Source organism: Paenibacillus sp. FSL E2-0177, from assembly GCF_037992975.1.
In the GTDB taxonomy this organism is placed as follows: domain Bacteria; phylum Bacillota; class Bacilli; order Paenibacillales; family Paenibacillaceae; genus Paenibacillus_AQ; species Paenibacillus_AQ odorifer.
Genome location: NZ_CP150307.1, coordinates 4,036,841 through 4,063,263, shown reverse-complemented (window position 1 = coordinate 4,063,263; position 26,423 = coordinate 4,036,841). Strand labels below are relative to the sequence as shown.

Sequence of the window (26,423 nt, the reverse complement as noted above, 5' to 3'; positions counted from 1 at the left end):
ATACAATTCCTCCTGAGCTTAACCCAGGATAGAGATTGTATAAAAGCGGCGTGTTCTTCACGTCCTATAGTTGCTATTATAACGAGTGCTGGGGATTTCTTCAATGAGTTACTGTGTATAAAGATGACGAATTCTAGTAGGTTTTAAAGGAAGGAAGCTAGCAGGGTGAACGAGCTGAATTTGCTGAAGTTAATAGTTACTCTAAAAGCGGATTCTTCCCCCGCGCGGCCGCATGGCTTTTCTAGGACGATCATCATATGCTTACTGATCCGCAAAAATGGATTACGTGCTCTGCGCAATATCATTATTCATTTTCGAACGTTGCGGACCGTATTGCAGCTATTCGTACATTTTCGCTCGTATTCCAAAAGTTACGGACTGCATAGCTCTTATTAGCTGCAAATCGACTCAAAATGGGGTAGTTATGTGCAAATAGTTGCAACTGAGTCCGATAGCGTGTCAAAACCCTCGTTTTTCAACAAATAAGGTCTTTTGAGTCCGCAAACGCGCGGTGTAAGTATTCAGAGTTCCCAACGACGTCAGAATTGTCTATCTAGTCCAAGATGTCAGATATCATTGTTTTCATGTCTTCCATGTCACCAAAGTCATGTAACTCCGGGATGAACGGACAGTATTGCAGCTATTCGTACATTTTCGCTCGTATTCCAAAAGTTACGGACTGCATAGCTCTTATTAGCTGCAAATCGACTCAAAAAAGGGTGGTTATGAGCATATAGTTGCAACTGAGTCCGATAGCGTGTCAAAACCCTCGTTTTCAGCAAATAAGGTCTCCTGAGTCCGCAAACGCGCGGTGTAAGCATTCAGAGCCGCAAGAATTCTCAGACCCTCTTTTCATACAAGTCCCGCTTTTTCCGAAAAAAATCCTAATAAAGGCCTATTACTTTGTCGAATTGTGAAGGAAATTAGAAAATTTTATAGAATTATCTATGTTCATCTAAACTTTTTACTCTACATCACGTGTTGCAGGATGGCCCTGGTGATTGCTGCAGCTTTACTCTTCCATAAAAGGGGCCGATACGATGCTCAAAAGGACATTACTTATCTATCTGATTGGTTTAATTTTATTATCTGCGATTCCTCTATCCATTCTTATGGGTCACGATAAACAAGGAAGTCACCTGCAAGTGCAGCATGGAGTCATGGATCTCGCGGCTTGGGATTACGAACAGGATAAGATTATCAAGTTAGATGGTGAATGGGAGTTTTATTGGAACCAGCTATTAACTTCTGAGCATTTTAGGGCGGGTAGCGCAGATATACCTGATTCTACAGCTTGGATGGAGGTGCCCTCCCGGTGGAACGGCAACATCGTTAATGGAAGCCCTTTACCCGCCTTCGGTTCCGCCACCTATCGGATGGTTCTAAAAAACCTGCCTGTAAGCGGGGTATTCGCCTTGAAAAAAACTAATATCCGCTTTTCAAGCAGGATTTTTGTTAATGGACAGTCAGTTATTGAGGATGGTAATCCTGCTGCTAATGAAGCTGATTATCGGTCAGGGAATATCCCGCTGATTGGGCTTTTTTCGTCTGATAAGGGAGATGTAGAAATCATAATTCAAGTCTCCAACTTCGATTATGTAAATGGGGGCATTCCGGTTTCTTTATCCTTTGGTGAGGAAGCAGCAATGATGGAGGTTCAGCAGAAGAGTACGGCCCGTGAATTTAGCACCGTTGCTATTTTAGGCACACTTGCCCTTATCTTTTTTATCTGCTTTGGGGCAGCGTCCTTATACCGTAAGCAGGATTACTCTTTACTTGTATTTGCTACTATTTGTTTGCTGTTTGCGATATATCATGGGTTGATCGGCGAGCGTTCACTCTTACTCTTTTTCCCTAAACTTTCGTTCATAGTGCTCTACAAAGTAAAGGATATAAGCTCCATCTCCTGCTTTATTGTGCTCGCAATATTTTTTTACCAAATGCACAAAAGCATAATATCTTTAAAATTTACTCAAGCCATAACGATTGTTTTAGGCAGCTTTATAATTCTGGTCGCCATCCTGCCGATTCGTTCTTACACGGTCATTTATCCGTATGTGATTATTTTATATGAGCTGATGTTAATTTGGATGTTATGTAGAGTGGCCACCCTGTATATCAGAAGCGCAGAAGTAAATAGAATCAAATTGCTGCTGATGTTTATGGCGATTCTAGCTATTAATCTATATTCCATAGACATTATTTTGTTTGCTCTTTCTATAAAAGAGAACCTTTGGCTCGGGCAGTTTTACATTGTGGCTTTTAATATCATCATGATCGTGCTGATTGTTCTACGTTTTTTTGAAGCCTACCATACCATAGACGAGATGAAAAACCAGCTGATCGGGCTGGATAAAATTAAAGATGAATTCCTTTCCAACACCTCACATGAACTAAAAACACCTCTAAATGCCATAGTGAACATTACAGCTACGCTGCTGGATGGGGTTGAGGGTCCAGTTAATGAAAAACAAGCGCAGAATCTAGCGATCGTAATAGGGAGCGGCAGAAGATTAACACATATGGTAAATGAACTACTTGATTATTCCAAAATGAAGTATGGAGACATCACATTATACAAAAGCAACCTGGATTTGAAAGCCGTTGTTGATTCCGTCATGGGTATTCATTCTTTTTTGCTCGGAGAAAAGTCGATCCTGCTCGTTAACAGAGTCGCTTCGAATTTTCCTATGGTGAATGCAGATGGCAATCGTCTGATTCAAATTTTCCACAACTTGGTTGATAATGCGATTAAATTTACGGAACAGGGTGAAATAGAGATTAGTGCCAGAGTTATTCAGGAGTGGGTGGAAGTACGTGTGGCAGACACAGGTTTGGGAATCTCACCGGATATGCAGGAGCGTATTTTCAAAGCTTTTGAGCAGGTGGATGAGGCGGAGATTCATAGTCATGGTGGAACAGGGCTCGGATTAAGTATTACTAAGAAGCTAGTAGAACTGCATGGTGGGAACATAGCTGTGGAATCTACAGTGGAAAAAGGTTCGGTGTTTATTTTTACACTTCCACGGTGGGATAAAGCGGTTAAGCCAATCTCGAGGCCAACCCTTAAGGCGGCACATTCTTATAAAGAATTAAGTTTCTCCCATGGTAGTTATCCCCTTTATATCAAAGGCGAGATCAATGAGCCCATTTTAGTAGTGGACGATGATTTTGCCAATCTGCAATCTATGATCAATCTGTTTAAGCTAGAGAAATATTCTATTGTGGTTGTCAATCGCGGGCAGATGGCACTTGAGGAGCTAGCGAAAAACACAGACTTTTTTCTGGTGGTACTGGATATTACCATGCCGGACATTTCGGGTTACGAGGTTCTGCAAAAGATTAGAGAGAGATTTACTCCTTTTGAGCTGCCTGTGTTAATGCTGACGGCAAAGAACAGGGTGAGCGATATGAAGATGTCCATGGATAACGGTGCGAATGACTATGTGGGAAAACCTTTTGAAGCTGAAGAGCTAATGGCACGTGTTAAAAGTCTGACCCGATTGAGAGCTTCCGTGAAGACTGCCAAAGACGCCGAAATTGCTTTTTTACGATCCCAGATCAAACCTCATTTCTTATACAATGCTCTGAATTCAATTGCTGAACTATGTGTGGAAGAACCTGAGAAGGCCGAAGAGTTGACACTGCAGCTGTCCCAGTATTTGCGAAGCAGCTTTGATTTCAAACAACTGGATTCACTAACGAGTCTGGAGAGTGAGCTTGAGCTGGTAGAGGCTTATATCAATATTGAAAAAGCACGCTTCGGTGCCAGATTAAATGTGGAATATGATGTGAGAGTGAATACGGATTACCGGATTCCTCCGCTGATTCTACAGCCTTTGGTCGAAAATGCAATAAGGCATGGCCTAATGTCCAATTTGCGGGGTGGCACGGTAATTATATCTGTAAAAGAATTAGAGAATTCTGTGATTAGCTTTATTGTGGAGGATAATGGATCTGGAATGAGTGAGCATAAATTGAAAGAAGTAATGCAGTCAGATGTAGATAAAAGAGGGGTGGGGCTGTGGAATATCAGTCAGCGCATCAAGCTCTTATATGGAAAAAATATTCATATTCAAAGTGCTGAAGGATTAGGCACAACGGTATCTTTTGAAATTCCAATACAGCAGCTTAAGCGGATGGGAGGTTGAGGCATGCTGCGAGCGATTATTGTAGATGATGAGGAGTTATCGGTAAAACGCCTGAAGCGGATCTTATCGCAGAGCGGAGAGATTGATGTCTATGAGACGTTTTTGAATCCTGCGGAAGCTTATGCTTTTGCGAAGGCCAATCCGATAGATGTAGCTTTTTTGGATATTTCTATGCCTGAGACGAATGGGATGAAGCTTTCTAGCCTTTTGCATGAATTGGATGAATCGATAGATGTGGTTTTTGTAACCGGATTTGATGAGTATGCGCTGCAGGCTTTTGACCTGAGTGCAGTGGATTATCTTTTGAAGCCTGTAACTGCGGAGCGGTTGTCTAAGACGTTAGAGAAACTCAAAAAAATAAATCGAAATACAACGGCTGAGCCTACGTTAGAAGTTTTTTTATTTAATGGTTTAAAAGTGTACCGCAGAACGCAGAACAGAGAGCTAATCAAGCTGAGAAGTCCAAAAACAGAAGAATTATTTGCTTTTCTGGTTAGTAAAGGGACGGTTAGCCGGGAGGAAATTATCGACACGTTGTGGAGCGGATTGGAGCCTGAAAAAGCGTGGAAGAATCTGAACTCGACGCTGTATTATATTCGAAAAGCAATCGGCGCCAATTATATAAAAGCTAGCAGGAATGAAATTCATGTAGTAGAAAGCAGCATTTATTGTGATCTGTATGAATTTGAGCGATTGTTAAAGCAAATCAGGCAAACCTCTGAAAGACATGTTGAATGGATGATTCAAGCAGAAGTTTTATACACAGGAGCATTACTCAAAGGAAAAGCCTATGAATGGGCCAGTGGCAGGACGCGCAGACTCGAGCATGAATATATAGGATTGCTGGAGCTGGCTGCAAGATTTCATTTGGAGCAGAATCAGCAGCAAGCACTGCACTATTTTGGAGAAATATTAAAATTAGATTCCTTGCGAGAGGACATCTATCATGAAATCATCAACTTATTAATTGAATTAGGGCGAATGAATGAAGCACAGCGGAAATTTGGTCAATTGGAAGAGATGCTGCAGCAAGAGCTTGGAACAACACCCGATCCTAAACTTAAAGCGTTAATGAAACAGAAGTTATTGTAATGGAAGGAACCTTCGAAAGGATGGCTATCGAGGGTTCTTTTTTTGTTTATTTTTTGTTTATCTTAATTTTGTATAATACTCTCGATTATTGTCGAATTAAGGACATGATTTATGCTAGAGGGGGAAATAGAGTTTGAAGCCATCATTTATGAAAATAGGCATTAGTATTTCGTTATGTACTGGACTTGTGGTGCAGGGGGTAGGTCCTATGCAAACTCCAATCATAAGTGCAAAAGCTAGTTTCGGTTGGATCGAGAATAGCCCAGCTATAATAACGTCCATCAATGAAGATGACTATTCCAACGCAGGAGTTGAGGTAGCCAGCTTTTTGACAGGAAAAGTATCGGATCCAGCGTCAACAGGGATTGCTGTAGTAGCTTTAGATAATACCAAAGGGGCCTGGCAGTATTACAACACGGTGGGACGAATTTGGTATAATATCGAGCCGGTGTCGAACAGTAATGCTTTTCTGCTGCTGAAATCGGAGAAAATCCGTTTTGTCCCGGCGAAAGACTGGAACGGAACGGCATCCATTAGCTTTAAGCTATGGGATACAACAGCATCCGGTTATCAAAATTATCAAAAAAATGCGAATACCACAGTATCTGCCGCGTTCAGCTCAGATCCGGGTATAGCCGTAATTACTGTAAATCCAGTGAACGATGCACCTTATCTGACAGAACTAAATGGTGGGGACTATCTTAGTTTTGACGGTAACGGGGATTATGTGACCTTCCCGGATCAACGGATTTATGGGAATTCTTTTACAGTTGAAGGATTTTTGAAGGTAGATGCTTTTCAGACATGGATGAGATTTTTTGAATCATCGATCGCAGAGCAGAACCACAATATTTTTGTAGGTTTTAACGGTAAACGGATGAATTTCACTGCCTACACTAATAAGGGAGATATTAATGTCACTGAGGATTTCCCGATTTCTAAATGGGTTCATGTCGCAATTGTTTATGATCACAGTCAGAAAAAGGGACGGATTTATTGGGATGGTGTACTTAAGGCAGAAGGGGCCATGGATTTAAGTACAGTAGGAAACGTTGCACGTCCGAATAACTGGCTTGGAAAAAGCACGTGGAGACAGGACGGAGATTATAACGGCGGAATGAGAGACGTTAGGTTCTGGAGTAAAGCCAAGACCCAAAGTGATATTGTTCGAGAAATGAATGTCGACTTGACAGGCTCGGAGCCTAATCTGGCTTTAAACTATAAATTAGCGAATAGCAATGATGGGAATGTCGCTATTAATACCTCTGGTCTTCCCCTTAAGAACGGTACAATTACTGGGGCAACCTGGAAGCAGGACACAGGTTTTATGGGGAATACTACAACCGATAAAAACAAGTCGGTCTCACGATCCTTTAAGGTCCTCGATGTGGATGGAGATGACCTACAAGTATCAGCTACTTCCTCGAATACGCTCTTAATTCCGAATAATGGACTGAAAATAAGTGGAAGTGGTGAGTTACGAACTTTAGAAATAACACCCGCAGCGAATGCTTTTGGCACCAGTGTGATTTCTGTTAAGGTAAGTGATGGAGCATTAAGCAACACCTACACTTTTAATGTGACCGTGAACAATACGGGGGATGTAATCGTAACCGGAGTGACCCTGGATAAACCATCACTCAGTTTAACGGAAGGAGAAGCAGGAGACACGCTTAGTGCCGTAATAGCACCTATTAATGCCACGAACAAAACAGTAAATTGGAGCTCTAGTGATGAGACTGTTGCAACCGTTGTAAACGGGGTGGTAACTCCAGTTGGCGTTGGAACAGCGATCATCACGGTAACGACTACTGAGGGAAGTTTTACAGCTTCGTCTGTAGTAAATGTGAGTGCCCCAATCCCGCCCGTTGTGGACGTAACTGGAGTGAAGCTAGATCAGGAGACACTGAATTTAACAGCTGGTGAAGCTGATGGACTCCTCAAAGCAACAATAGAGCCTGCCAATGCAACGGATAAAGACGTGATCTGGAGCTCGAGCGATGAAACAGTCGCGACCGTTGTGAACGGAGTAGTAACTCCGGTTGGAGAGGGGACAGCAGTTATTACGGTAACGACGAAAGATGGAAGTTTTACAGCTTCGTCTGTAGTAAATGTGAGTGCCCCAATCCCGCCCGTTGTGGATGTAACTGGAGTGAAGCTAGATCAGGAGACACTGAATTTAACAGCTGGTGAAGCTGATGGACTCCTCAAAGCAACAATAGAGCCTGCCAATGCAACGGATAAAGACGTGATCTGGAGCTCGAGCGATGAAACAGTCGCGACCGTTGTGAACGGAGTAGTAACTCCGGTTGGAGAGGGGACAGCAGTTATTACGGTAACGACCAAAGATGGAAGTTTTACAGCTTCGTCTGTAGTAAATGTGAGTGCTCCAATCCCGCCGGTTGTGGATGTAACTGGAGTGAAGCTAGATCAGGAGACACTGAATTTAACAGCTGGTGAAGCTGATGGACTCCTAAAAGCAACAATAGAGCCTGCGAATGCAACAGATAAAGACGTGATCTGGAGCTCGAGCGATGAAACTGTAGCGACCGTTGTGAACGGAGTAGTAACTCCGGTTGGAGAGGGGACAGCAGTTATCAAGGTAACGACCAAAGATGGAAGTTTTACAGCTACAACCACAGTTAATGTAGCCGCTCCTAAGCCACCTGACGTTATCGTAACTGGGGTGACTTTAGACCAGACAGAACTTAACTTAACGGTGGGTGAAGGCGAGGGAACTCTACAAGCGACAGTAGCACCTGCTAATGCAACAAATAAAGGTATGATCTGGAGCTCGAGCGATGAGACAGTAGCTAAGGTTGTTTATGGAGTAGTAACGCCGATTGGTGAAGGAACAGCCATCATAACGGTAACGACGAAAGATGGAAGTTATACGGCTTCTACAACCGTTACTGTGAAGGCACCTGTTAAACCAGTTACAGCACCTGGAATTCCAACATCCGTAACTGCAACTGCAGAGAATGGTCAAGCAATCATCACCTTTATCCCGCCGGTGAACGATGGAGGCAGCGAAATCACAGGATATATTGTAACTGCTAATCCGGGAGGTTTGACGGTTACAGGAACTGGAAGTCCTCTGACAATCAGTGGTTTGACGAATGTAACAAGCTATACCTTCACGGTACAGGCAATCAATAAAGCTGGCATCAGCGAATTCTCTGCTGAGTCCAATGCAGTTGTTCCTAGCACTCCATCTGGTGGTGATGTTGTTGTTCCGTCGCAACCAACCCCATCACCAACCCCATCACCAACTCCGGCACCTGTGGTAAATGCTGCTTCCATTCTAATCAATGGTAAAGCTGAAACAGTGGGAACGGCAACGAATGGTAAACGGAATGAGCAAACGTTAATCACTATTGTGTTAGATCAGAAGAAGCTAGAGGACAAGCTCGCCACTGAAGGTAAAGGTACAGTAGTTTCTATCGGTGCAAATAGTAAATCTGATGTTATAGTTGGCGAATTAAATGGACAAATGGTTAAAAATATGCAGGGTAATCAAGCGATTCTTGAGATTAAAGCGGGAAATGCGACATTTACACTGCCTGCTCAACAAATTAATATTGACGCTTTGAACGAGCAAATCGGCAAGTCGGTAGCTTTGCAAGATATTAAGATACAGATTGAAATTAGTGCTCCTACAGCCGATAAAGTTAAAGCTTTAGAAGCAGCTGCGCAAAAAGGATCCTTCTCATTAGTTTCCGCGCCAGTTAATTTTACGGCTAGAGGTATCTACGGAGATAAGAGTATTGAACTTTCCCAATTCAATACGTATGTTAAACGTACCATAGCCATTCCTGAAGGGATGGACCCGAACAAGATTACAACTGGAGTGTACGTTGATTCCGAAGGTTCGGTACACCATGTTCCTACTAAAGTGGTTGTAATTGATGGCAAATATTTTGCTACTATCAATAGCTTAAGCGGAGGTACTTACTCCGTAATCTGGCATCCGCTTGAATTTAGTGATGTAGCTAATCACTGGGCAAAAGAGGCAGTGAACGATATGGGCTCCCGATTAGTCATTGAGGGAACAGGTAGTGGTCAATTTACTCCGGATCAAGCCATTACCCGTGCAGAGTTTGCGGCGATTGTTGTACGCGGTCTGGGACTTGAGATGGAACAAGCTGCAACACCATTCTCAGATGTAAAGACCACGGATTGGTATAACAGTGCGATCAACACGGCATTTACTTATCAATTAATCAATGGTTTTGAAGATGGCATGTTCCGCCCTGATGAACATATTACCCGTGAACAAGCGATGTTAATTATTGCTAAAGCGATGAAAATTACAGCGCTACAGACTAAGCTTTCTGTTCAATCGGCTGACGTTTTGTTAGCTCCATTTACAGATAGTAGTAAGGTTTCTAACTGGGCAATCAGTGGAGTTACTGACACTTTGCAGGCAGGCATTATCATGGGAAGAAGCAGTAAAGGGCTTGCTCCGAAAGATGATATGACCAGAGCTGAGGTTGCAGAGATCGTGAAGCGGCTACTTGAAAAGTCGGATTTAATCTAATCTACTGAGCTCCAGAATTGTGATCATTAGAGGATTCGTTCAAAGAACATTGAACGAGTCCTCTTTTCTTTTTATGGCTTAGCTCGTTTATACGATAATTAATCATTAATGATGTATTTCAGACAGCATAATCAGGCTATGCAGAACGGCTGAAAGAAATCCTGAAAGCTCATCCGCACCTTGCGAATATGGAGAATAATATATTCGATAGTGATGGTTATACTTCCTTACATTCTGCTGCTTTTCATACGGATAATGTAGAACTAATAGAGTTGTAAATCGAACATGGCGCCGACATTTCTGCTAAAATAAAAAGTGGTGAATCTGCATGGTCGGTTGCGATTAAGCAGAGTAATCATAATGTTGCAGAAATTCTTCGCGGAAAAGGAGTAGTCTTGAATGAAAATCACAGTGGATGATAAGAATGATTCAACGGTAGCTATAATCTCTGGTGAGGAGATCATAATCAATAATGTAAGGGATGCCTTAGACTTAATGATGAATGTGAAATACCAAGGATGCGATAAAATGCTTCTGAGGAAGGAACAGATTACGGATGATTTTTTCGAGCTAAAGTCTGGAGTTGCTGGTGAGATTGCACAAAAATATACAAACTATCAGATGAGAGTTGCTATCGTAGGAGAATTTACAAGCTATAACAGCAAAAGTCTGAATGATTTTATTTACGAATGCAATCAAGGCGATAAAATGTTGTTCAAAAGTACTGAAGCTGAGGCTTTAGCGGCCCTACATTTATGCAAATCGTGGAGATGATCCAGAGAGGAGTTATATCATGGATGAAAGTAAAATCACATATGAATCGATCAATGCCTATATTTCCGGGTTTTCGCTTGAGGTTCAGGAAATCCTTAATACGTTAAGAAAGGTGATAAAAGAGGCGGCACCGGAAGCAGAGGAAAAAATAAGCTATCAGATGCCTACTTTTGCATTACACGGAAATTTGGTGCATTTCGCTGCTTATCCCAAGCATATTGGATTCTATCCAACTCCAAGTGGAATTAATGCTTTTAAAGATGAATTATCAGGCTATAAAGGTGCTAAAGGTTCCGTTCAATTCCCTATTGATAAGCCTATGCCTTATGAATTAATTAGCAAGATTGTAACCTTCAGAGTCGCTGAGAATCTAAAAAAAGTTGAAGCAAAATAAGGTCTCTACTGGTATGAAATAGAGAGGTCCATCTGGTCAGGGCTGGAAGTGTGCATCCATTGTTGATGTTCTTCTTGATGCTGGTGAACATTGGATCCACTTCCGAGGCACTCCTGCCTCTTTTTCCTCATTTCGGACGTCGTACAAACGCCAGTATGATATCCTGGGCATAGTCCCCGAACCCACTTCCGAACAGATTTAGTCCTCGTTTATTGAGTGCATCCTCCCGAATTTCAAAACGTACACGAATAGGTTCATTAAACGCCAGCTTTAAAGAGCTGATTGTAGTGGAAGATGAGAAAGAACCATTACAGCTGCTGCCCGATTCCGAGACACTCCATGTAGTAAGAGCTCCATATTCAGTTCCACTTCTCCAACGTTCAGGGGTCAGTTTCCCTTTGCGGTTCCCGAAATCGGAGGGACAGGTCCAAGTTCCGACTAACTGGTCATTGATGGATAAGCTGATATCACTGGCCCAATCCTCTCGAAATGAAGGGGCTTCTGAGCATACTTCTGCCGAAATGCGTATTTCGTCCAACTCGACGCCTGGAGGCAGGGGGTTGGCAAAATAGTATTCGACATAACCGGCTTCTGCGAACCATAAGAGAGAGGCATCGACTCGTTCAGGCATGTAGAATGCTCTTGGATCATCCTGGGAGCCAATGACGCCACCATCTTTTCCGGCCATCCCGCAGGACGGTTGTATGGAGCAGTGGGAGAACATTCCGATGGGCATATGTATTTCCTCAGTTTGATGCAGCCCATCCCCTAGCTTTGAAGGGAGATCGAGTTGAATAGAGCGACAGGTGACCGCACAGATTTTTTCGCGATTTGCACCTTGTGTAGACGAGATAAGATTAACCTGTTCTAACGTCTGGACATTGATAGATATCGTTGGCTGAGCTACACCTAACGTCTCAGCTAATTGACTGACACTCATAGGCTTCTCTCCAAGGGCTTCAAGAATGCGGACGCGAACGTCACCAGACAGTGCTTTAGCTACATCTAAAATGCGTGACGCGGGATAACGTATCGTTTCTTGTGAAATATCATTCATCATATTTGTTCCTTTTCGTATAGGATGGGTTGAGGTTATTGTACAATGAAGAACGAGTATTGTAAAATCATAATAAACATTGCGAAAAACATATACTGGTGCTAAAATGGGCTCAACTTCTTATTTTGAAAGGCTGTGCTCGCCATATGACAACTTCTATATTAGCTTCTGAGACACTTGCGATTCCTCGTTCTGAACACCCTCATCCACATTGGCAACGTCATGAATGGATGAATTTGAATGGGCAATGGTCATTTAAGTTTGATCCGAACAATGAAGGTATGAAGGCGTTATGGTACTCCAATCCTGAAATCGCTTACGACTCAATGATCACTGTACCTTTTTCTTGGGTAAGTCCCTTATCCGGAATTGGCTGCGATCAACAAGGAATAGGCTGGTATCGCCGCACCGTGAATGGGCAGGCTGTTGACCAACAAACACGATTGTTTTTACGTTTTGGGGCAGTAGATTATTCATGTGATGTGTGGATAAATGGAGAACATGTAGGTTCACATCAAGGTGGATATGGTTCATTTGAATTTGATATTACACCTTACTGGGCAGCTAATTGTGAGAATAATATTGTCGTAAGAGCTGAGGATTTCGATCATGCTTATCAAGCGCGGGGCAAACAAGGATATGGAGAAATCCGTGGAATTTGGCAGCCTGTATGGCTTGAAGCACGTCCCGAAACTTATATGAAAGATGCAAAGTTTGTGACCCGTATAGATGGACAGGTGAAGGTAACTACAAGAATAATTGCGCATGAAACGGGTTCGGCAGAGTTTACGCTGCAATTCGCTGATCATTCTGTTGTTCATACAGAGAAGCTGCAGCTTATAGCAGGGGTGAACGAATGTAAGCTGTCTATCGATATTCCCAATCCGCATTTGTGGAGTCCAGAAAATCCTTATTTATACGAAGGTGAATTGCAGCTTAGTGGATCGTTTGGTACAGATACAGTCAGCACTTATTTCGGAATTCGCGAAATTCAGACTGCCCGCTTTGAAGATCGTGATTATCGGTGGATCACCTTAAATGGTAAACCGATATATTTGAACGGTACTCTTGATCAGTCCTATCACAAGACAGGGTTTTTCACCTATCCAACGGATGAAGACATGCGGGATGAAATATATCTAATGAAACGTTTAGGGCTAAACATGGTGCGAATTCATATCAAGCCCGAAGAACCCCGTAAGCTGTATTGGGCGGATAAGCTTGGCATTCTTGTTATGGAAGATATGCCTTGTTTCTGGGGTAATCCGGATGACAAGGCCAGAGCCTCCTATGAGAGAGAAGCCCTTGAGGTGATTGAACGAGATTATAATCATCCATCTATTTTTTCGTGGGTTATGTTCAACGAGACCTGGGGTTTGAAGACAGATGCTCAGGAGGCTAGCCTCACAAGTGATGTACAGCAGCAGAGTAGTTATCTTAAAGAGACACAGGAATGGGTGCGGGAGAAATATCGCTGGGCGAAGCAGCTTGATCCGACTAGAATTGTTGAGGATAACTCGCCGTGTAATTATGATCATGTGGAATCGGATATTAATACATGGCACTTTTACATTAATGGTTACGAGCAGCTGCAAGCCCACTTAAATGAGGTTGTAGATAAAACATTCCCGGGATCGGAGTTTAACTGTATTGGCGGCAACGTACAGTCTGATGCCCCTCTAATGAACAGCGAATGCGGTAACGTGTGGGGGATAGAAGGTGGTGCAGGGGACAGTGATTTGGCATGGCATTACCGCTATATGATGAATGAATTCCGGCGGCATGATAAGCTATGTGGATTCGTATTTACTGAATTCCGTGATGTTACGAATGAGTTCAATGGTTATTACCGGCTAGACGGGAGCGATAAGGATTTTGGATATGGGGATTTTGTTCCCGGGATGACGATTGCGGATCTGCATTCCCCAGATTTTATCGTGTTAGATGCTCCTCCATGCCAGACAGTAGAAGCAGGGCAGAGTGTTAAAGTACCTTTGCTAGGTTCCAGCTTCGCGGACAGCTATCACGGTCATAATTTGAAGCTGAAATGGGAACTGTGGTACGACAATTTGGGGACTCGGGTCACTGCGCAAAGTGGACATATGTCTGTGAAATGGGATAACTTTGGAAACACTATACTTCCTTCTTTGAACATTACAATGCCTGGTCAGGAGGCGGCTGCAATACTTGCTGTTTCTCTGATTAATGAGAAGGGTGAAGCGATCACGCGGAATTTCATTACTTTTGATGTAAGAGGCGGTAATAACACTGTATTGTTTAAAGGTGAAGGAGAATTTATTCAAATTCCAGTGGGAGCTTATACCGATCATAACTTTAAGCATCAATGGGATGCTATCCAAGGATTTAAGATCAATGGTGCTGGGCAAGGTCAGTATGTATACGAGGTTACACTGCCAGATGCAGCAGATAAATCAATGATTGGTGAGATCGAAATCATGTTCGAAGCAAGTGCTAAACGATTGCTGGCGCGGCATGTTGAAGGTACGAAGCTTAATGATATGGGCCTTGATCTTATGCATGGGGCAGATGCGAGGGTGGAATATAATCCGAATACGTATTATATGACGGATGAAGAGCGTCATCCTTCCCGAGTGAACGTTCTGGTGGATGGGCAGCGGATTGGTTCTTTCTATTTACCGGATGATCCGGCTGATAGCAGAGGGATTTTGTCTTGGCATTATCAGCCAATAGCGAATAAGCTGGATGAGGCTGGATCTTATGGCTACCTATGCAAGGCAAGTGTACCGGGGCAGTTAGCAGCGAAGCTGGATCGCAATCGTGTTTTCCGTTTGGAGCTGCAAGCAGAGGACGGCGGGCTAGCTTTGTATGGCCGTAATGCAGGTCGTTATCCACTGGACTTGTTGATTCGTTATCGCTAAATAACCTTAATATGAAAATAAAGCAATCCCAGCTAAGAAGCAGGGATTGCTTTTTTATCGGTACTGCAAGGTATTATTAAAGTTCTTTATCATTAATGCTGTTTAACCAGCTTTCAATCTCCCCAATGACCGAACTAATGCAGCCATCTTCAAAAGGTGAAGTCAGGCCCGCAAGTTCAACCAGCTTGATAAAGGATTTGCTTCCTCCAGCTTGACATAACTCCAAATAATCACTCCAAGCGGATTTAAAATCTTCATTTGAACGTTTCCAGAACTGGAAGGCACATAGCTGTGCTAGTGTATAGTCAATGTAATAGAACGGGGAGGCGAAGATATGGCCTTGCTTATGCCAAAATCCACCCTGTTCCAGATAAGCATTACCTTCATAATTGCGGTGCGGCAAATATTTTTTCTCGATTTCTCGCCATGCTTGCTTACGTTCAGCAGGGGTTGCTTCAGGATTGCTGTAAACAAAATGCTGGAATTCATCTACAGTAACTCCGTAAGGAATAAACTGAAGGCTATCTGCCAAATGATTGAAACGGTATTTGTCTGCATCCTCTTCAAAGAACAATTCCATCCATGGCCAAGCAAAAAACTCCATGCTCATGGAATGGATCTCACAGGCTTCATAAGTAGGAAAAGCATATTCAGGTACATTAATATTTCGGCTTTCATACACTTGGAAGGCATGCCCCACTTCATGGGTCAAGACATCAATATCCCCTGAGGTTCCATTGAAATTTGAGAAGATAAAAGGTGCTTGGTATTGGCTGAAGTAAGTACAATAGCCACCGCCTTGCTTACCTTTTTTACTTACTAAATCCACTAGATTGTTATCCAACATAAAAGTAAAAAATTCATCAGTTTCCGGAGAGAGCTCTTTGTACATCTTGGATCCGTTAGCTACAATCCAGTCAGGATCTCCTTTAGGAGTGGCATTGCCAGTCTTGAAGCTGAAGTTCTCGTCATAAAACTTCAAGGCATCCAGACCTAGGCGTTCAGTCTGCCGTTTCTTAAGCTGTTGGGAGACGGGTACGATATGCTCCAGAACTTGTTTCCGGAAGTTGGCTACCATGTCGGCGTTATAATCGGTACGCATCATCCGGTCATAACCTAGCTCAACAAAGTTGCTGTAACCAAGCTTTTTAGCAATGCGGTCACGGACTTTAACTAGCTCGTCATAGATTCGATCAAAGTCACTCTCATGTTCAGACATAAAATCATATCTGGCTTGTGAAGCACGTTTGCGCATATCGCGGTCCGTGGACAATTCAAATGGAGTAAGCTGAGTCAGTGTCCGTTCTTCGCCTTCGAATGGAATCTTGGCGGACGCGATAAGCTGAGCGTATTCTGTAGAGAGTTTGTTCTCCAATTGTAAATCTTCGATGATTTCTGGACTAAAAGTACGCAGAGCTACTTCTGCAAGCTGAAGCAGCTGCGTGCCCCATTCTTGTTCGAATTCGGCTCTGTATTTGGAATTGACGAGTGCTTTGTAGTAGTCCGTTATGTATTCCTGAACGATAGGGCCAATCTCGTCCATGAATTCCTGTTCAGCCTTGTAGAATTCATCTGTTGTATTGATCGAATGGCGAACGCTAACCAATGTCTGCAGGGTGTCAAACTCATTGCGAAGCTTGTTAATAGCGGTAACGGAAGCCTTTTGCACTTCTAATGGCTCGGTGTCATTGAGATCTTTAAGCAGGTTGTTAAAATCCTGTTTGAACTTCTCTACATCCGGGCGCTCATAGCGATAATCATTAAATTTCATTAACTATTCAACTTCCTTTCTATACCAGATAGTCTCTATTATATATTCTGAACAGCAATTTACGATAGACCTGTGTTAGCTGTTTTTGAATAAAAAAAGAACAAATGGACAAAAGTGTAAAAACTTGTTAGATGAAATACGGTTTGATATTATCTAAGAATATAGTAGAAATGATATTTATAGCGATTACTTAGCCTTTATTTAACCAGCATTCACTGAATACGGGTTATCTCTGTTTATATACGAAGTTTTGTATTTTTCCACTTTACATCCTTCCTCCCTCTTTTTTTGCTGTAGCCGCACAACTGTCGACAAACTTAATATATCATGATATATTATTATGTATAAGATGAAAAAATTAGAGTCAGGAGATAACGAAAGTCATGAGTGAGACAACATCATCCAAACCGATGTATGAAAAAATATTTGATGAAGTGAAGCAGCTTATCGTTAATAAATCCTATGGACAAGGGGAACGGGTTCCCTCAGAGAAAGAACTGGCTGAAGCCTATAATGTTAGTCGGATTACGAGTAAAAAAGCTCTGGAAATGCTCGCCGCGGAACAATTAATTGTGAGAAAACCGGGGAGAGGTTCATTTGTGGCAGATCCAGCAGTCGATTACATGGAATCAGCGATACCTCCGGGGACGGTCTCCGACGGAACTGTTTTCAATTCCTTTAACCATGAGGAAAAGACGATCGGTCTGGTTATTACCGACTTTGGCAACAGCTATGGCACAGGCTTAATTTATGGCATGGAGCAGGCTTCACGTGATAATGATTGTTTTCTGGTTTTAAGAAGAACGTTTGGGGTGCCGGAGAACGAAGAGAAATCTATTCAGAAGTTGCTCAGCTTAGGTGTAGATGGCCTGATCATTTTTCCGGCTCAAGGCGAATTTTTTAATGCGGAGATTCTAAAATTGGTGATAGGGCGGTTCCCGCTAGTTCTGGTAGATCGCCATTTAAAAGGAGTGGCAGCAGCATCGATCAGTACTGATAATATGCAGGCTGCACTCAAAGGTACGGAGTATTTATTTGATCTCGGGCATACTCATATCTCCTTTCTCTCTCCACCTCCAGCGGATACCACAGCTCTTGAAGAGCGGGTAGAGGGATTTATTCAAGCGCATGCGGAACGGGGAATAGCTGTAGACAAGGGATTGTGGGTCAGCGATTTGACCTCAACACTACCGGATTCCTTCAACGATGAGAATATTGAACATGACATTTCGCGGCTAATTTCTCATTTGCAAAAGAATCCAACAATAACGGCGCTTTTTGCTGTGGAATATAATATTGCGCTGCTGGCTAGAACTGCGGTCCAACGACTTGGGCTACGAATTCCAGAAGATATTTCGATCATTTGCTTTGATAGTCCGCCAACTCCACTTGGTTCGGGTTATGCATTTACCCATTTACGGCAAAATGAAGAAGAGATGGGGCGGCTTGCAGTAGAAAATGTATTGCGAATTATGAACGGGCAGAGTGTGTCCAATAAGATAATGCTGGAAGCTGAGTTAATTTCTGGTGAATCCACAAGCTCCGCTAAACAATCTATCTCTAAATAGAATTTTGGCTTATTCTCCAAATTAAACATATATTAGTTGTTATAAAAACCTATCTTTTTGGATGGGTTTTTTTATTTGTTTTAGATATGTATTTATCATTATAGATGTATTGATATATCATTATAATAAAATAAACATATTGACATACTAATCACATGACAATATACTAATCAATGAAAGCGCTTCAAATTTAAAAAGAAAAAGGGGGTATTATAACTGAAAGCAGCTAGAGAAATACCCGAGTCAATGCATAAACTGGCATCTAGCGTAAAAGCACAGCTGAGTGATCGCCCGAAATTTGCCGAAATGTTCGAGAAATGTATGGCCAACACCTGGAACACAACCTTAAAACGAATGCCAAACGGAAGCACTTTTGTTATTACCGGAGATATTCCAGCGATGTGGCTACGGGATTCCGCCGCACAGGTCAGACCTTTCCTAATCCTTGCCTCCGAAGATGAAGAAATTGCAGACATGATTGAGGGACTTGTACGTAGACAATTTACTTACATCCAGCTTGATCCGTATGCTAACGCATTCAATGAAGAAGAAAGTGGGCATGGCCACCAAGAGGATCTGACGGAGATGAGCCCGGGAGTCTGGGAAAGAAAATATGAAATTGATTCGTTATGTTATCCAATCCAACTGAGTTATCTGCTCTGGAAGAATTCGGGCCGTACTAGTCAGTTTAATGAGTCGTTTGTAACAGGCGTAGAAAGAATCATAACATTATGGACTACCGAACAGAACCATGAGCGCGATTCAAAATATCTTTTTCAACGGATGAACTGTCCGCCCACGGATACGTTAGCTCGAGAAGGCAAAGGGACGTTGACGGCTTACACCGGAATGACTTGGTCTGGATTTCGTCCTAGTGACGATGCCTGTGAATATGGGTATTTGGTTCCGGCCAATATGTTCGCGGTGGTTGTTTTACGATATGTGTGTGAAATTGCCCGTGAGATTTTAGGTGATCAGGAGCTGGAAAAGAAAGCTAGAAAACTATCTGACCAGCTTAATAAGGGAATAAGTGAGTATGGAATTGTAGAACATCCAGAGTTTGGAGCGGTCTATGCTTATGAAGTAGATGGTCTGGGACAGGTGAATTTTATGGATGATGCAAATGTACCTAGTCTACTCTCTATCCCTTATTTGGGTTATGTGACTGCTGATGATCCTATTTATAAAAATACCCGTGAACTTATTTTAAGTAGCACTAATCCTTATTTTTTCGCAGGAAAAGCGGCTGCTGGCATTGGAAGTCCGCATACGCCAAATCGGTATATCTGGCCCATAGCTTTAGCGATGCAGGGAATGACATCTACCCGCTTTGAGGAACAGGAAGCCTTACTTCATCTGCTGGAGAAGACGGATGCAGGAACTGGATTTATGCATGAAGGGTTTCATGTGGATAATTCTGATGAATTTACACGTCCATGGTTCTCTTGGGCAAATATGATGTTCTGTGAGCTTGTACTCATGCGCTGTGGTAAGCAGATTAAGCGCGGTTGAGACCAACGAGGTTTGAATAATCGACTCTAAAGGGGATAGAGAACATGAAAAAATGGCTGGTTACCTCAATTGTTTTGGTAATGACTACTGCACTTGCTGCGGGCTGCGGTGGCAATAACGGATCTGCGGACAAAGAGACCGGAAACACAAGCAAAGCTGGGAGCAGTACCGGGAAAAAGACAGAGCTTACCTTCTGGGGAGATTGGGGCGGTGAGGGGCAGAAGCAATTCGAGACCATGGTGGATGCTTTTAATAAATCGCAGGATAAAATTCACGTAAAATATGTGCTGCAACAGGATATGATCACGAAATTCCTAACTTCTGCGACCAATGGCGGCACTCCTGATGTACTGTTTTGGGACCGTTGGAGAACTTCGCTGTATGCCCCGAAAAATGTACTGCATCCGGTGGATGAATACTTAACGCGTGACGGTATTTCCGAAGATGATTTCTACAGTGAATCCCTACGGGAGCTTTCATACGATGACAAATTATATGGGCTGCCGCTTACAGTAGATGCCCGTGCTCTTTTCTATAACAAGAAGCTGCTCGCAGAGGCAGGACTTCAGCCTCCAACAACTTGGGATGAGCTAGAGGCAGCGGCTACGAAGCTAACGAAATGGAATGGAAATAAATTGGAGACTGCAGGTTTTTCTATGGGAGATTTGGGACTTTTTAATATGTATCTCCAACAGGCTGGCGGCACCATGCTTACGGAGGATGGAAAGACCAATTTTAATAATGAGCAGGGCAAGCAGGTGCTTGAGTTCTGGAATCGCCTAATGAACAAGGACAAAGTGTATAAAGTAGGGTTCGAACTTGGACTTGGTGAAGGGCAAGATGCTTTTGTCACAGGTAAAGTGGCTATGCTGTATTCCGGTCCGTGGATGCTCAGCACCTATAACAAATATGGTAAAGACCTGGATTATGGAATCGTTCCTCCTCCAGCCGGACCAAATGGTGATAAAGGTAGTGTCATGGGTGGATTTGGGCTAGTGATTCCAGAAGGCTCCAAACATAAGGAAGAAGCATGGGAGTTCATCAAATGGTGGACAGCGAACAAGGATAACGCGTTGCTCTGGGCAAAGACGAGTCTAAACCTGCCGGGTTATAAGCCATCGATGGAAGATCCATTTTTCAAGGATGATCCAAAGTGGCAGCCGTTTCTGGAAACGTTGGAGTTCGCCAAGGTTCGTCCGAACCACCCTGGATATTCGGTAATGGAGACTGATGCTTTGGCCCCTAATTTGCAGCTTAACCAGCAAAACAAGATGAGCATTGATGAGACCTTGAAGAAATCGCAAGAAGAGGGCGACAAAATGCTGAAGGATAATGAAGGAGTGAAATAATAAGTAAGACATTTGAAGTGAAGGGAGGTTTCGCCTCCCTTTTGCTTAGGAGGGGGTAGCTGAATGGCTTCCATCAGAAAGCTAGAGAAACATCAGGCGCGGACGGCTTATCTGTTTATTACACCCACGGTATTGCTGTTTACAGTATTCACAGTCATCCCTGTGGTAATGGCGCTATATTTAAGCTTTACCAACTACGATGTACTTAGTAGAAACGATTGGATCGGTTTTGATAACTATCGCCGTTTGATAGAGGACAGTTTGTTATGGAAAACATTCCGAAATGTATTTCTGTATTCCATCATTTTCGTTCCATTTAATATTCTGATTTCGCTTCTCCTCGGGATTCTGCTTAGTCGATCCTGGCGTGGGGTAAAGTTGTTCCGCACATTGAATTATCTGCCTACCCTTACATCCGCCGTTGCTGCTGCTACCGTTTGGATCTGGCTTTTGCATCCTGAATTTGGTTTGGTTAACGGATTGTTGTCTTATGTTGGGATTACGGGTCCAGCTTGGTTATCCGAGACCCGAACGGCGATGTTGTCCATTATTATGCTTACCCTCTGGCAATCGGTAGGTTCTAATATGATTATCTACTTGGCAGGTCTGCAAGGCGTGCCTGACTATTTGTATGAATCTGCACGGTTGGACGGTGCTAATAAGCTGGCTTGTTTCCGGTTTATTACTTGGCCGCAGCTGCGACCAACAACCTTTCTTGTCAGTACGATGTCAATCATTGGTGCGTTGCAGTTGTTCGACCAAGCTTTTGTGCTGACGCAGGGTGGTCCGGCGAATATGACAAAGACCCCAGTTTATCTGATCTATCAGCAGGGCTTTAATCAATTGCAAATGGGGTATGCGTCTGCACAAGCATTTGTGCTTGCTGTGGCGATTCTCATTTTCTCACTAATAAACATGCGGATCACAAAGGCGGAGGAGTCCATTGTATAAGCCGGGCTTGCCATGCAGAAGGGGGATAGAGGTATGGATACTAGCGGAAGTTCGTTATTAAAAAGAAGCTTAAGCAAATCTATCTATTATATAGTGTGCATAGTTATAGCTATCGTAATGTTTCTACCTTTTTATTGGAGTGTTCTTACATCCTTGAAGCCTGACGAAGAGATCTTCGCCATGCCCATCCGGTGGTTTCCTTCACATTTGACCTTAGAACACTATCGTAAGGCATTTACTACGGTTCCGTTTGCGCTCTATTTCTGGAATTCGCTTGTACTTGCAGTAGCGGGTGTATTGGCGAATCTGTTCTTTGGTTCTATCAGTGGTTATGCGTTCGCAAAATTGAATTTTAAGCTCAATAAGCCGATATTCCGCGTGCTGCTTGCGGCGATGATGATACCAGGCATTGTGACGATGATCCCCACGGTTTATGTCATGCGCCATATTCCTCTTTTTGGAGGAAATGATATTTTTGGTAGCGGGGGTAACGGGCTGATGAACTCATTCTGGGGGATTATTCTTCCGGGCGCTTCTGGAACCTTTGCTGTGTTCTTCATGCGGCAATTCTTTCTCACCTTACCTAGTGACATGATGGAAATGGCCCGGATCGAAGGCTGTGGAGAGTTTAAAATTTTTTGGCGGATATATTTGCCGTTGACTAAACCAGCGCTGGCTACTTTAAGTATCTTTACCTTCCAAGCGGGCTGGAACAGTTTCTTATGGCCAATGATTGTGCTGAATGATCCCGACAAAGCAACGATTCAAATGGGACTTCAAGCTTTTTCCTATAATTTTCAAACAGACTACGGTCCAATGATGGCTGGAGCGCTAGTAGCAATCTTGCCGATATTGGTGTTGTTTTTAGCGCTTCAGCGTTATTTTGTACAAGGGATAGCCTTCAGTGGTATTAAGGGCTAATGCAATAAAAATCGAACCAGGGAGAGAGTCTATATGAATCAATTGGAGATAGGGATTTGGGAGGAACGGGCGAATCAAGCACAAGCTGCATTGGATTCATTCTTCTGGAATGAAGCGATCAAAATGTACAATATAGAAACACCTTGTCCAAATGGAGAATGCAACACGATTTTTCATTATTGGTGGATGGCCCATGCTGTGGATGTATTGGTAGATGGACTACAGCGGACTGGAGAGAACTGGTATGCCAAAAGGCTTTCCGCATTTCATGAAGGTCTGCTACAACGAAATGGTGGTATGTGGCCAAATGAGTTGTATGATGATATGGAATGGATGGCTCTCGCGTGGCTTCGTGCTTATCAAGCAACAGGAGTGGAAGGTTATAAAGATACAGCCCTTCTTTTATGGAACGACATTCAGACAGGTTGGAACGAGCATATGGGCGGTGGGATTGCTTGGCAGAAATCACAGTTGGATTATAAAAATACACCAGCCAACGCACCGGCAGCTATACTTGCGGCACGCTTGTATCAAGCTTTTGGTGAAGCTAGCAATCTTGAATGGGCGTTAAAAATATACAGATGGCAAAAAGAGCATCTAGTAGATCCGGCAACGGGTTTTGTATGGGATGGCATGAATCGCACTGGCGATGGAAAGATCGATAAAGATTGGAAATACTCCTACAACCAAGGTGTTTTCATTGGCGCAGCAGTTGAACTGTACCGTATCACTAAAGAGCAGGAATATTTAGAGGATGCTCGTCTAACCTTTGCTGCCGCAGCCCATGAACTTGCTGACTCTGAGGGAGGTGTGCTGCCAGATGAAGGAAATGGTGATGCGGGACTGTTTAAAGGAATCCTGATTCGCTATACAGCTGAATGGGTCAAAGCTGATTCCGCAGCAGTTAAAGCTGTAGATTTCCTGCGAGCGAATGCAGAATGTCTCTGGGAACAAGGAAAGTCAGAGGATAAAGTGTTGTTTGGCACAGATTGGACTTCGACTTCCGCTGGTGTGATTCAGCTCAGCTCCCAGCTTAGTGCGATCAAGCTGCTTGAGAAGATGGCTGAATTAACTAAAGAACAGGGTTGAGGTGAGTTCTTAATGACACAAGCAAAGGAAGCCATAGAAGCAGTCAGTTGGCAGGAAAAGTCCGAGTGGTTCCAACAATGTCTACTACGTAATTATTATAATGCTGAGACGGGGATCATGAACCAATGGTATCCCAGAGCGTACAACGTTGCGGGGGAAAACTTTTATTATTGGTGGCAGGCTCATGTCATTGATATTTTAGTAGATGGTTATGAGCGTAGTGGAGATCCTGTGTATTCCTTGAAAATTAAGGAGCTAAGTCAGAGTCTGCAAGCTTATAACGGGGGGACTTTCAGGCATAATTACTATGATGATATGGAATGGACAGCATTGGCGTTGCTGCGTGCTTATCGGGTTACAGGACATGAAGCCTATTTAAGTGCTGTGCTTGATCTATGGGAGGATATTAAGACGGCTTGGAATGAACAGTTGGGTGGAGGTATGGCGTGGAAGAAGGATCAGCTAGATTATAAAAACACACCTGCCAATGCACCTGCCGTCATCCTTGCAGCCCGGTTATATGAACTTTTTCATAAGCAAGAGGATCTGGAGTGGGCGCTCCGTATCTATGAATGGAACAAGACATATTTGATGGATTCTACGACTGGTTTTGTGTGGGATGGGATGAATAGACTTGGGGATGGCCAGATCGATTACGACTGGGAGTTTACTTACTGTCAGGGAGTGTTTCTAGGCGCTGGCTTAGAGCTTTACAAGAATACGGGTGATGTTCATTACTTAGAAGATGCGAATCGAACGGCTAATACATGTATTGATCGGTTATGCGATCCAATTAATCTGATGTTGCCTGATGAAGGCGTTGATGATACTGGATTGTTCAAGGGCATTCTGATTCGTTATTTGGTTCAGCTCTGTAAAATATCTCCTGTAAATATCCGTATTCGTGAGGTTATATTGGCCAATGCAATGCACTTGTGGGAAAAAGGTCTGGATAAACAACTGGGTCTATGCAGTTCATCGTGGGAAGTGAAACCGGAGCTTCCGGTTCAGCTGAGTATTCAGCTCAGCGGCTTGATGCTGCTGGAGGGTGCTGCGGCACTGGTGAACGAATAGCCTGAAATATATAAAGACACCTCAAGAGAGGTGTCTTTTTGTTGTTTAAATTAACTATCTGAAATTAGAAAATCCGATGTTTCCAGCCATTTAATTTAGCGATAGCTTCAATATAATAGTAGTCTCCATAGATCAGGGATACATCAATGAAGGAATTGCCACTGCCAGTTCCGTGCAATAAAATCGCTTCATGCTCTGGTTGCTCCCAGGTTGCGTAATTTTCGGTCAGTGAGCGCAGAATTCGTTCCGCTGCATTTGCATATAGACTTTTTTCGCCTAAGGGTACGATATCTGCAAGCTCTAATAATCCTGAAGCGGCTATAGAGGCTGCGGAGCTATCTCGGAACATCCGGGTATCATCCTCTAGGCGGAAATCCCAATAAGGGACTTGATCCTCAGGCAAAGCAGAGATAAAATAATGTGCGATCCGCTTAGCGGTGTTCAGGAAACGTTCATCTCCAGTGTAGCGATAAGTATTGATAAAGCCGTACAATCCCCAAGCTGTTCCTCGGCTCCAAGAGGATTCAGCCGAGTAGCCTTGACCGCCAAAATTCTCAAGATAAGCACCTGTCTCTGCGTCAAAAGAAATAATATGTTTGGTGGATCCATCCTCACGTATGCCATATTGCATTGTCGTTTCGGCGTGGCTAATTGCAATATGCTTATAGCGGGGATCACCTGTCACTTTGCTGGCCCAAAACAGCAGGGAGATATTTAACATACAGTCGATAATTACCCAGCCGTATTTATCTTCATTCCATGCGCGGATGAATTTGCCTACAGGATTATAGCGGGCAGCGAGGAAATTCGCTGCTTCAATCCCTCTGCGCAGGGCATCTTCGTCACCTGTAATTGTATGTTTGATTACAGCTGTCGGAAGGAATTGGAATCCCACATCGTGATGCATCTCAACCGTTGGTTTAACAAACCATTCCTCCAAGGTACCGTCCCAATGCCAAGCAGCCTCCTTGTAAAGATCTTTTCCGGTCATATCATGCATGATCCAGAGGAGTCCAGGCCAGAAACCTGTGGTCCACCAGTCTGAACCGATATCATCAAATTTGCCATCTTTTCCGGCGAAATGCGGGCACTTATCACCGATTTGCTCTATCATACGTTCTACTTTTGTATCGAGTCTCCCCATGATCTCCTGCCAATAAAGGTTTTTCATTATTACTGCCTCCAGTGAAATTAGGATGTTATGAGTATAGCTTTCTAAAGCTCAGGAAAGTTGTGTTTTGATATAAGGAAATGTTTGATTATTGTCATGTTGAAGTTGG

16 protein-coding genes are annotated in these 26,423 nt (G+C 43.2%); 13 read left to right on the top strand and 3 right to left on the bottom strand.

The annotated features are described in order from the left end of the window. Positions 1–1,040: 1,040 nt before the first annotated feature. The 5 genes from MHI25_RS18125 (at position 1,041) to MHI25_RS18105 (ending at position 10,951) form a co-directional block, all read left to right on the top strand. Positions 1,041–4,151, top strand: coding sequence for an ATP-binding protein (locus MHI25_RS18125; RefSeq protein WP_340393848.1), 3,111 nt, complete (start codon positions 1,041–1,043; stop codon positions 4,149–4,151). 3 nt (positions 4,152–4,154) lie between these two features. Continuing rightward, on the top strand, positions 4,155–5,243 hold the full coding sequence (locus tag MHI25_RS18120; protein WP_339809982.1) for a response regulator: 1,089 nt from the start codon (positions 4,155–4,157) through the stop codon (positions 5,241–5,243). Positions 5,244–5,376: 133 nt separating this feature from the next. Beyond that, positions 5,377–9,783: an Ig-like domain-containing protein gene (locus MHI25_RS18115; RefSeq protein WP_340393847.1), complete on the top strand. Its 4,407-nt coding sequence runs from the start codon at positions 5,377–5,379 to the stop codon at positions 9,781–9,783. A 399-nt stretch (positions 9,784–10,182) separates the two neighbouring features. Next, the gene (locus MHI25_RS18110; RefSeq protein ID WP_076128242.1) at positions 10,183–10,557 is read left to right on the top strand and encodes a DUF4180 domain-containing protein; all 375 of its coding nucleotides are present in this window, start codon (positions 10,183–10,185) and stop codon (positions 10,555–10,557) included. Between the two features lie 19 nt (positions 10,558–10,576). Beyond that, positions 10,577–10,951 carry a DUF1801 domain-containing protein gene (locus tag MHI25_RS18105; RefSeq protein ID WP_339809986.1) on the top strand — a complete coding sequence of 125 codons (375 nt, stop codon included), beginning with the start codon at positions 10,577–10,579 and terminating at the stop codon, positions 10,949–10,951. Positions 10,952–11,078: 127 nt separating this feature from the next. Here MHI25_RS18105 and MHI25_RS18100 read toward each other — a convergent pair whose 3' ends face one another. After that, a complete protein-coding gene (locus tag MHI25_RS18100) occupies positions 11,079–12,011 on the bottom strand; it encodes a helix-turn-helix domain-containing protein (RefSeq protein WP_254857042.1) in 933 nt (310 codons plus the stop codon). Between the two features lie 143 nt (positions 12,012–12,154). Here MHI25_RS18100 and MHI25_RS18095 point away from each other — a divergent pair, with 143 nt between their 5' ends. Further along, on the top strand, positions 12,155–14,908 hold the full coding sequence (locus MHI25_RS18095; RefSeq protein WP_076304057.1) for a glycoside hydrolase family 2: 2,754 nt from the start codon (positions 12,155–12,157) through the stop codon (positions 14,906–14,908). Positions 14,909–14,984: 76 nt separating this feature from the next. Here MHI25_RS18095 and MHI25_RS18090 read toward each other — a convergent pair whose 3' ends face one another. Further along, on the bottom strand, positions 14,985–16,679 hold the full coding sequence (locus MHI25_RS18090) for a M3 family oligoendopeptidase (protein WP_076184489.1): 1,695 nt from the start codon (positions 16,677–16,679) through the stop codon (positions 14,985–14,987). A gap of 383 nt (positions 16,680–17,062) precedes the next feature. Between MHI25_RS18090 and MHI25_RS18085 the strand changes: the two genes are divergently transcribed. The 7 genes from MHI25_RS18085 to MHI25_RS18055 all read left to right on the top strand — a co-directional run bounded on the left by MHI25_RS18085 (position 17,063) and on the right by MHI25_RS18055 (position 25,143). Then, positions 17,063–18,247, top strand: a complete 1,185-nt coding sequence (locus tag MHI25_RS18085) for a GntR family transcriptional regulator (RefSeq protein ID WP_340393845.1) — start codon at positions 17,063–17,065, stop codon at positions 18,245–18,247. A 246-nt stretch (positions 18,248–18,493) separates the two neighbouring features. After that, positions 18,494–19,759 (top strand): glycoside hydrolase family 125 protein, encoded by a 1,266-nt coding sequence (locus tag MHI25_RS18080; protein ID WP_340393844.1) that lies wholly within the window; start codon positions 18,494–18,496, stop codon positions 19,757–19,759. Positions 19,760–19,803: 44 nt separating this feature from the next. After that, complete coding sequence (locus MHI25_RS18075; protein WP_340393842.1) at positions 19,804–21,108, top strand: ABC transporter substrate-binding protein; 1,305 nt, start codon at positions 19,804–19,806, stop codon at positions 21,106–21,108. A gap of 63 nt (positions 21,109–21,171) precedes the next feature. Then, positions 21,172–22,059: a sugar ABC transporter permease gene (locus tag MHI25_RS18070; protein WP_036688088.1), complete on the top strand. Its 888-nt coding sequence runs from the start codon at positions 21,172–21,174 to the stop codon at positions 22,057–22,059. A 33-nt stretch (positions 22,060–22,092) separates the two neighbouring features. Continuing rightward, positions 22,093–22,980, top strand: a complete 888-nt coding sequence (locus MHI25_RS18065) for a carbohydrate ABC transporter permease (protein WP_076142466.1) — start codon at positions 22,093–22,095, stop codon at positions 22,978–22,980. A 33-nt stretch (positions 22,981–23,013) separates the two neighbouring features. Beyond that, on the top strand, positions 23,014–24,069 hold the full coding sequence (locus MHI25_RS18060) for a glycoside hydrolase family 76 protein (RefSeq protein WP_076304058.1): 1,056 nt from the start codon (positions 23,014–23,016) through the stop codon (positions 24,067–24,069). A 12-nt stretch (positions 24,070–24,081) separates the two neighbouring features. Beyond that, complete coding sequence (locus MHI25_RS18055) at positions 24,082–25,143, top strand: glycoside hydrolase family 76 protein (protein ID WP_339281107.1); 1,062 nt, start codon at positions 24,082–24,084, stop codon at positions 25,141–25,143. Positions 25,144–25,207: 64 nt separating this feature from the next. On the opposite strand, the gene MHI25_RS18050 is transcribed toward MHI25_RS18055, so the two are convergent. Beyond that, positions 25,208–26,314, bottom strand: coding sequence for a glycoside hydrolase family 88 protein (locus MHI25_RS18050; protein WP_339281106.1), 1,107 nt, complete (start codon positions 26,312–26,314; stop codon positions 25,208–25,210). Between the last annotated feature and the right edge of the window lie 109 nt (positions 26,315–26,423).

Coding starts and splice junctions, on each gene's coding strand:
- MHI25_RS18060 (WP_076304058.1), top strand. CDS start 23,014: ATGAATCAATTGGAGATAGGGATTTGGGAGGAACGGGCGAATCAAGCA.
- MHI25_RS18120 (WP_339809982.1), top strand. CDS start 4,155: ATGCTGCGAGCGATTATTGTAGATGATGAGGAGTTATCGGTAAAACGC.
- MHI25_RS18085 (WP_340393845.1), top strand. CDS start 17,063: ATGAGTGAGACAACATCATCCAAACCGATGTATGAAAAAATATTTGAT.
- MHI25_RS18050 (WP_339281106.1), bottom strand. CDS start 26,314: ATGAAAAACCTTTATTGGCAGGAGATCATGGGGAGACTCGATACAAAA.
- MHI25_RS18075 (WP_340393842.1), top strand. CDS start 19,804: ATGAAAAAATGGCTGGTTACCTCAATTGTTTTGGTAATGACTACTGCA.
- MHI25_RS18110 (WP_076128242.1), top strand. CDS start 10,183: ATGAAAATCACAGTGGATGATAAGAATGATTCAACGGTAGCTATAATC.
- MHI25_RS18065 (WP_076142466.1), top strand. CDS start 22,093: ATGGATACTAGCGGAAGTTCGTTATTAAAAAGAAGCTTAAGCAAATCT.
- MHI25_RS18095 (WP_076304057.1), top strand. CDS start 12,155: ATGACAACTTCTATATTAGCTTCTGAGACACTTGCGATTCCTCGTTCT.
- MHI25_RS18100 (WP_254857042.1), bottom strand. CDS start 12,011: ATGATGAATGATATTTCACAAGAAACGATACGTTATCCCGCGTCACGC.
- MHI25_RS18105 (WP_339809986.1), top strand. CDS start 10,577: ATGGATGAAAGTAAAATCACATATGAATCGATCAATGCCTATATTTCC.
- MHI25_RS18055 (WP_339281107.1), top strand. CDS start 24,082: ATGACACAAGCAAAGGAAGCCATAGAAGCAGTCAGTTGGCAGGAAAAG.
- MHI25_RS18090 (WP_076184489.1), bottom strand. CDS start 16,679: ATGAAATTTAATGATTATCGCTATGAGCGCCCGGATGTAGAGAAGTTC.
- MHI25_RS18070 (WP_036688088.1), top strand. CDS start 21,172: ATGGCTTCCATCAGAAAGCTAGAGAAACATCAGGCGCGGACGGCTTAT.
- MHI25_RS18080 (WP_340393844.1), top strand. CDS start 18,494: ATGCATAAACTGGCATCTAGCGTAAAAGCACAGCTGAGTGATCGCCCG.
- MHI25_RS18125 (WP_340393848.1), top strand. CDS start 1,041: ATGCTCAAAAGGACATTACTTATCTATCTGATTGGTTTAATTTTATTA.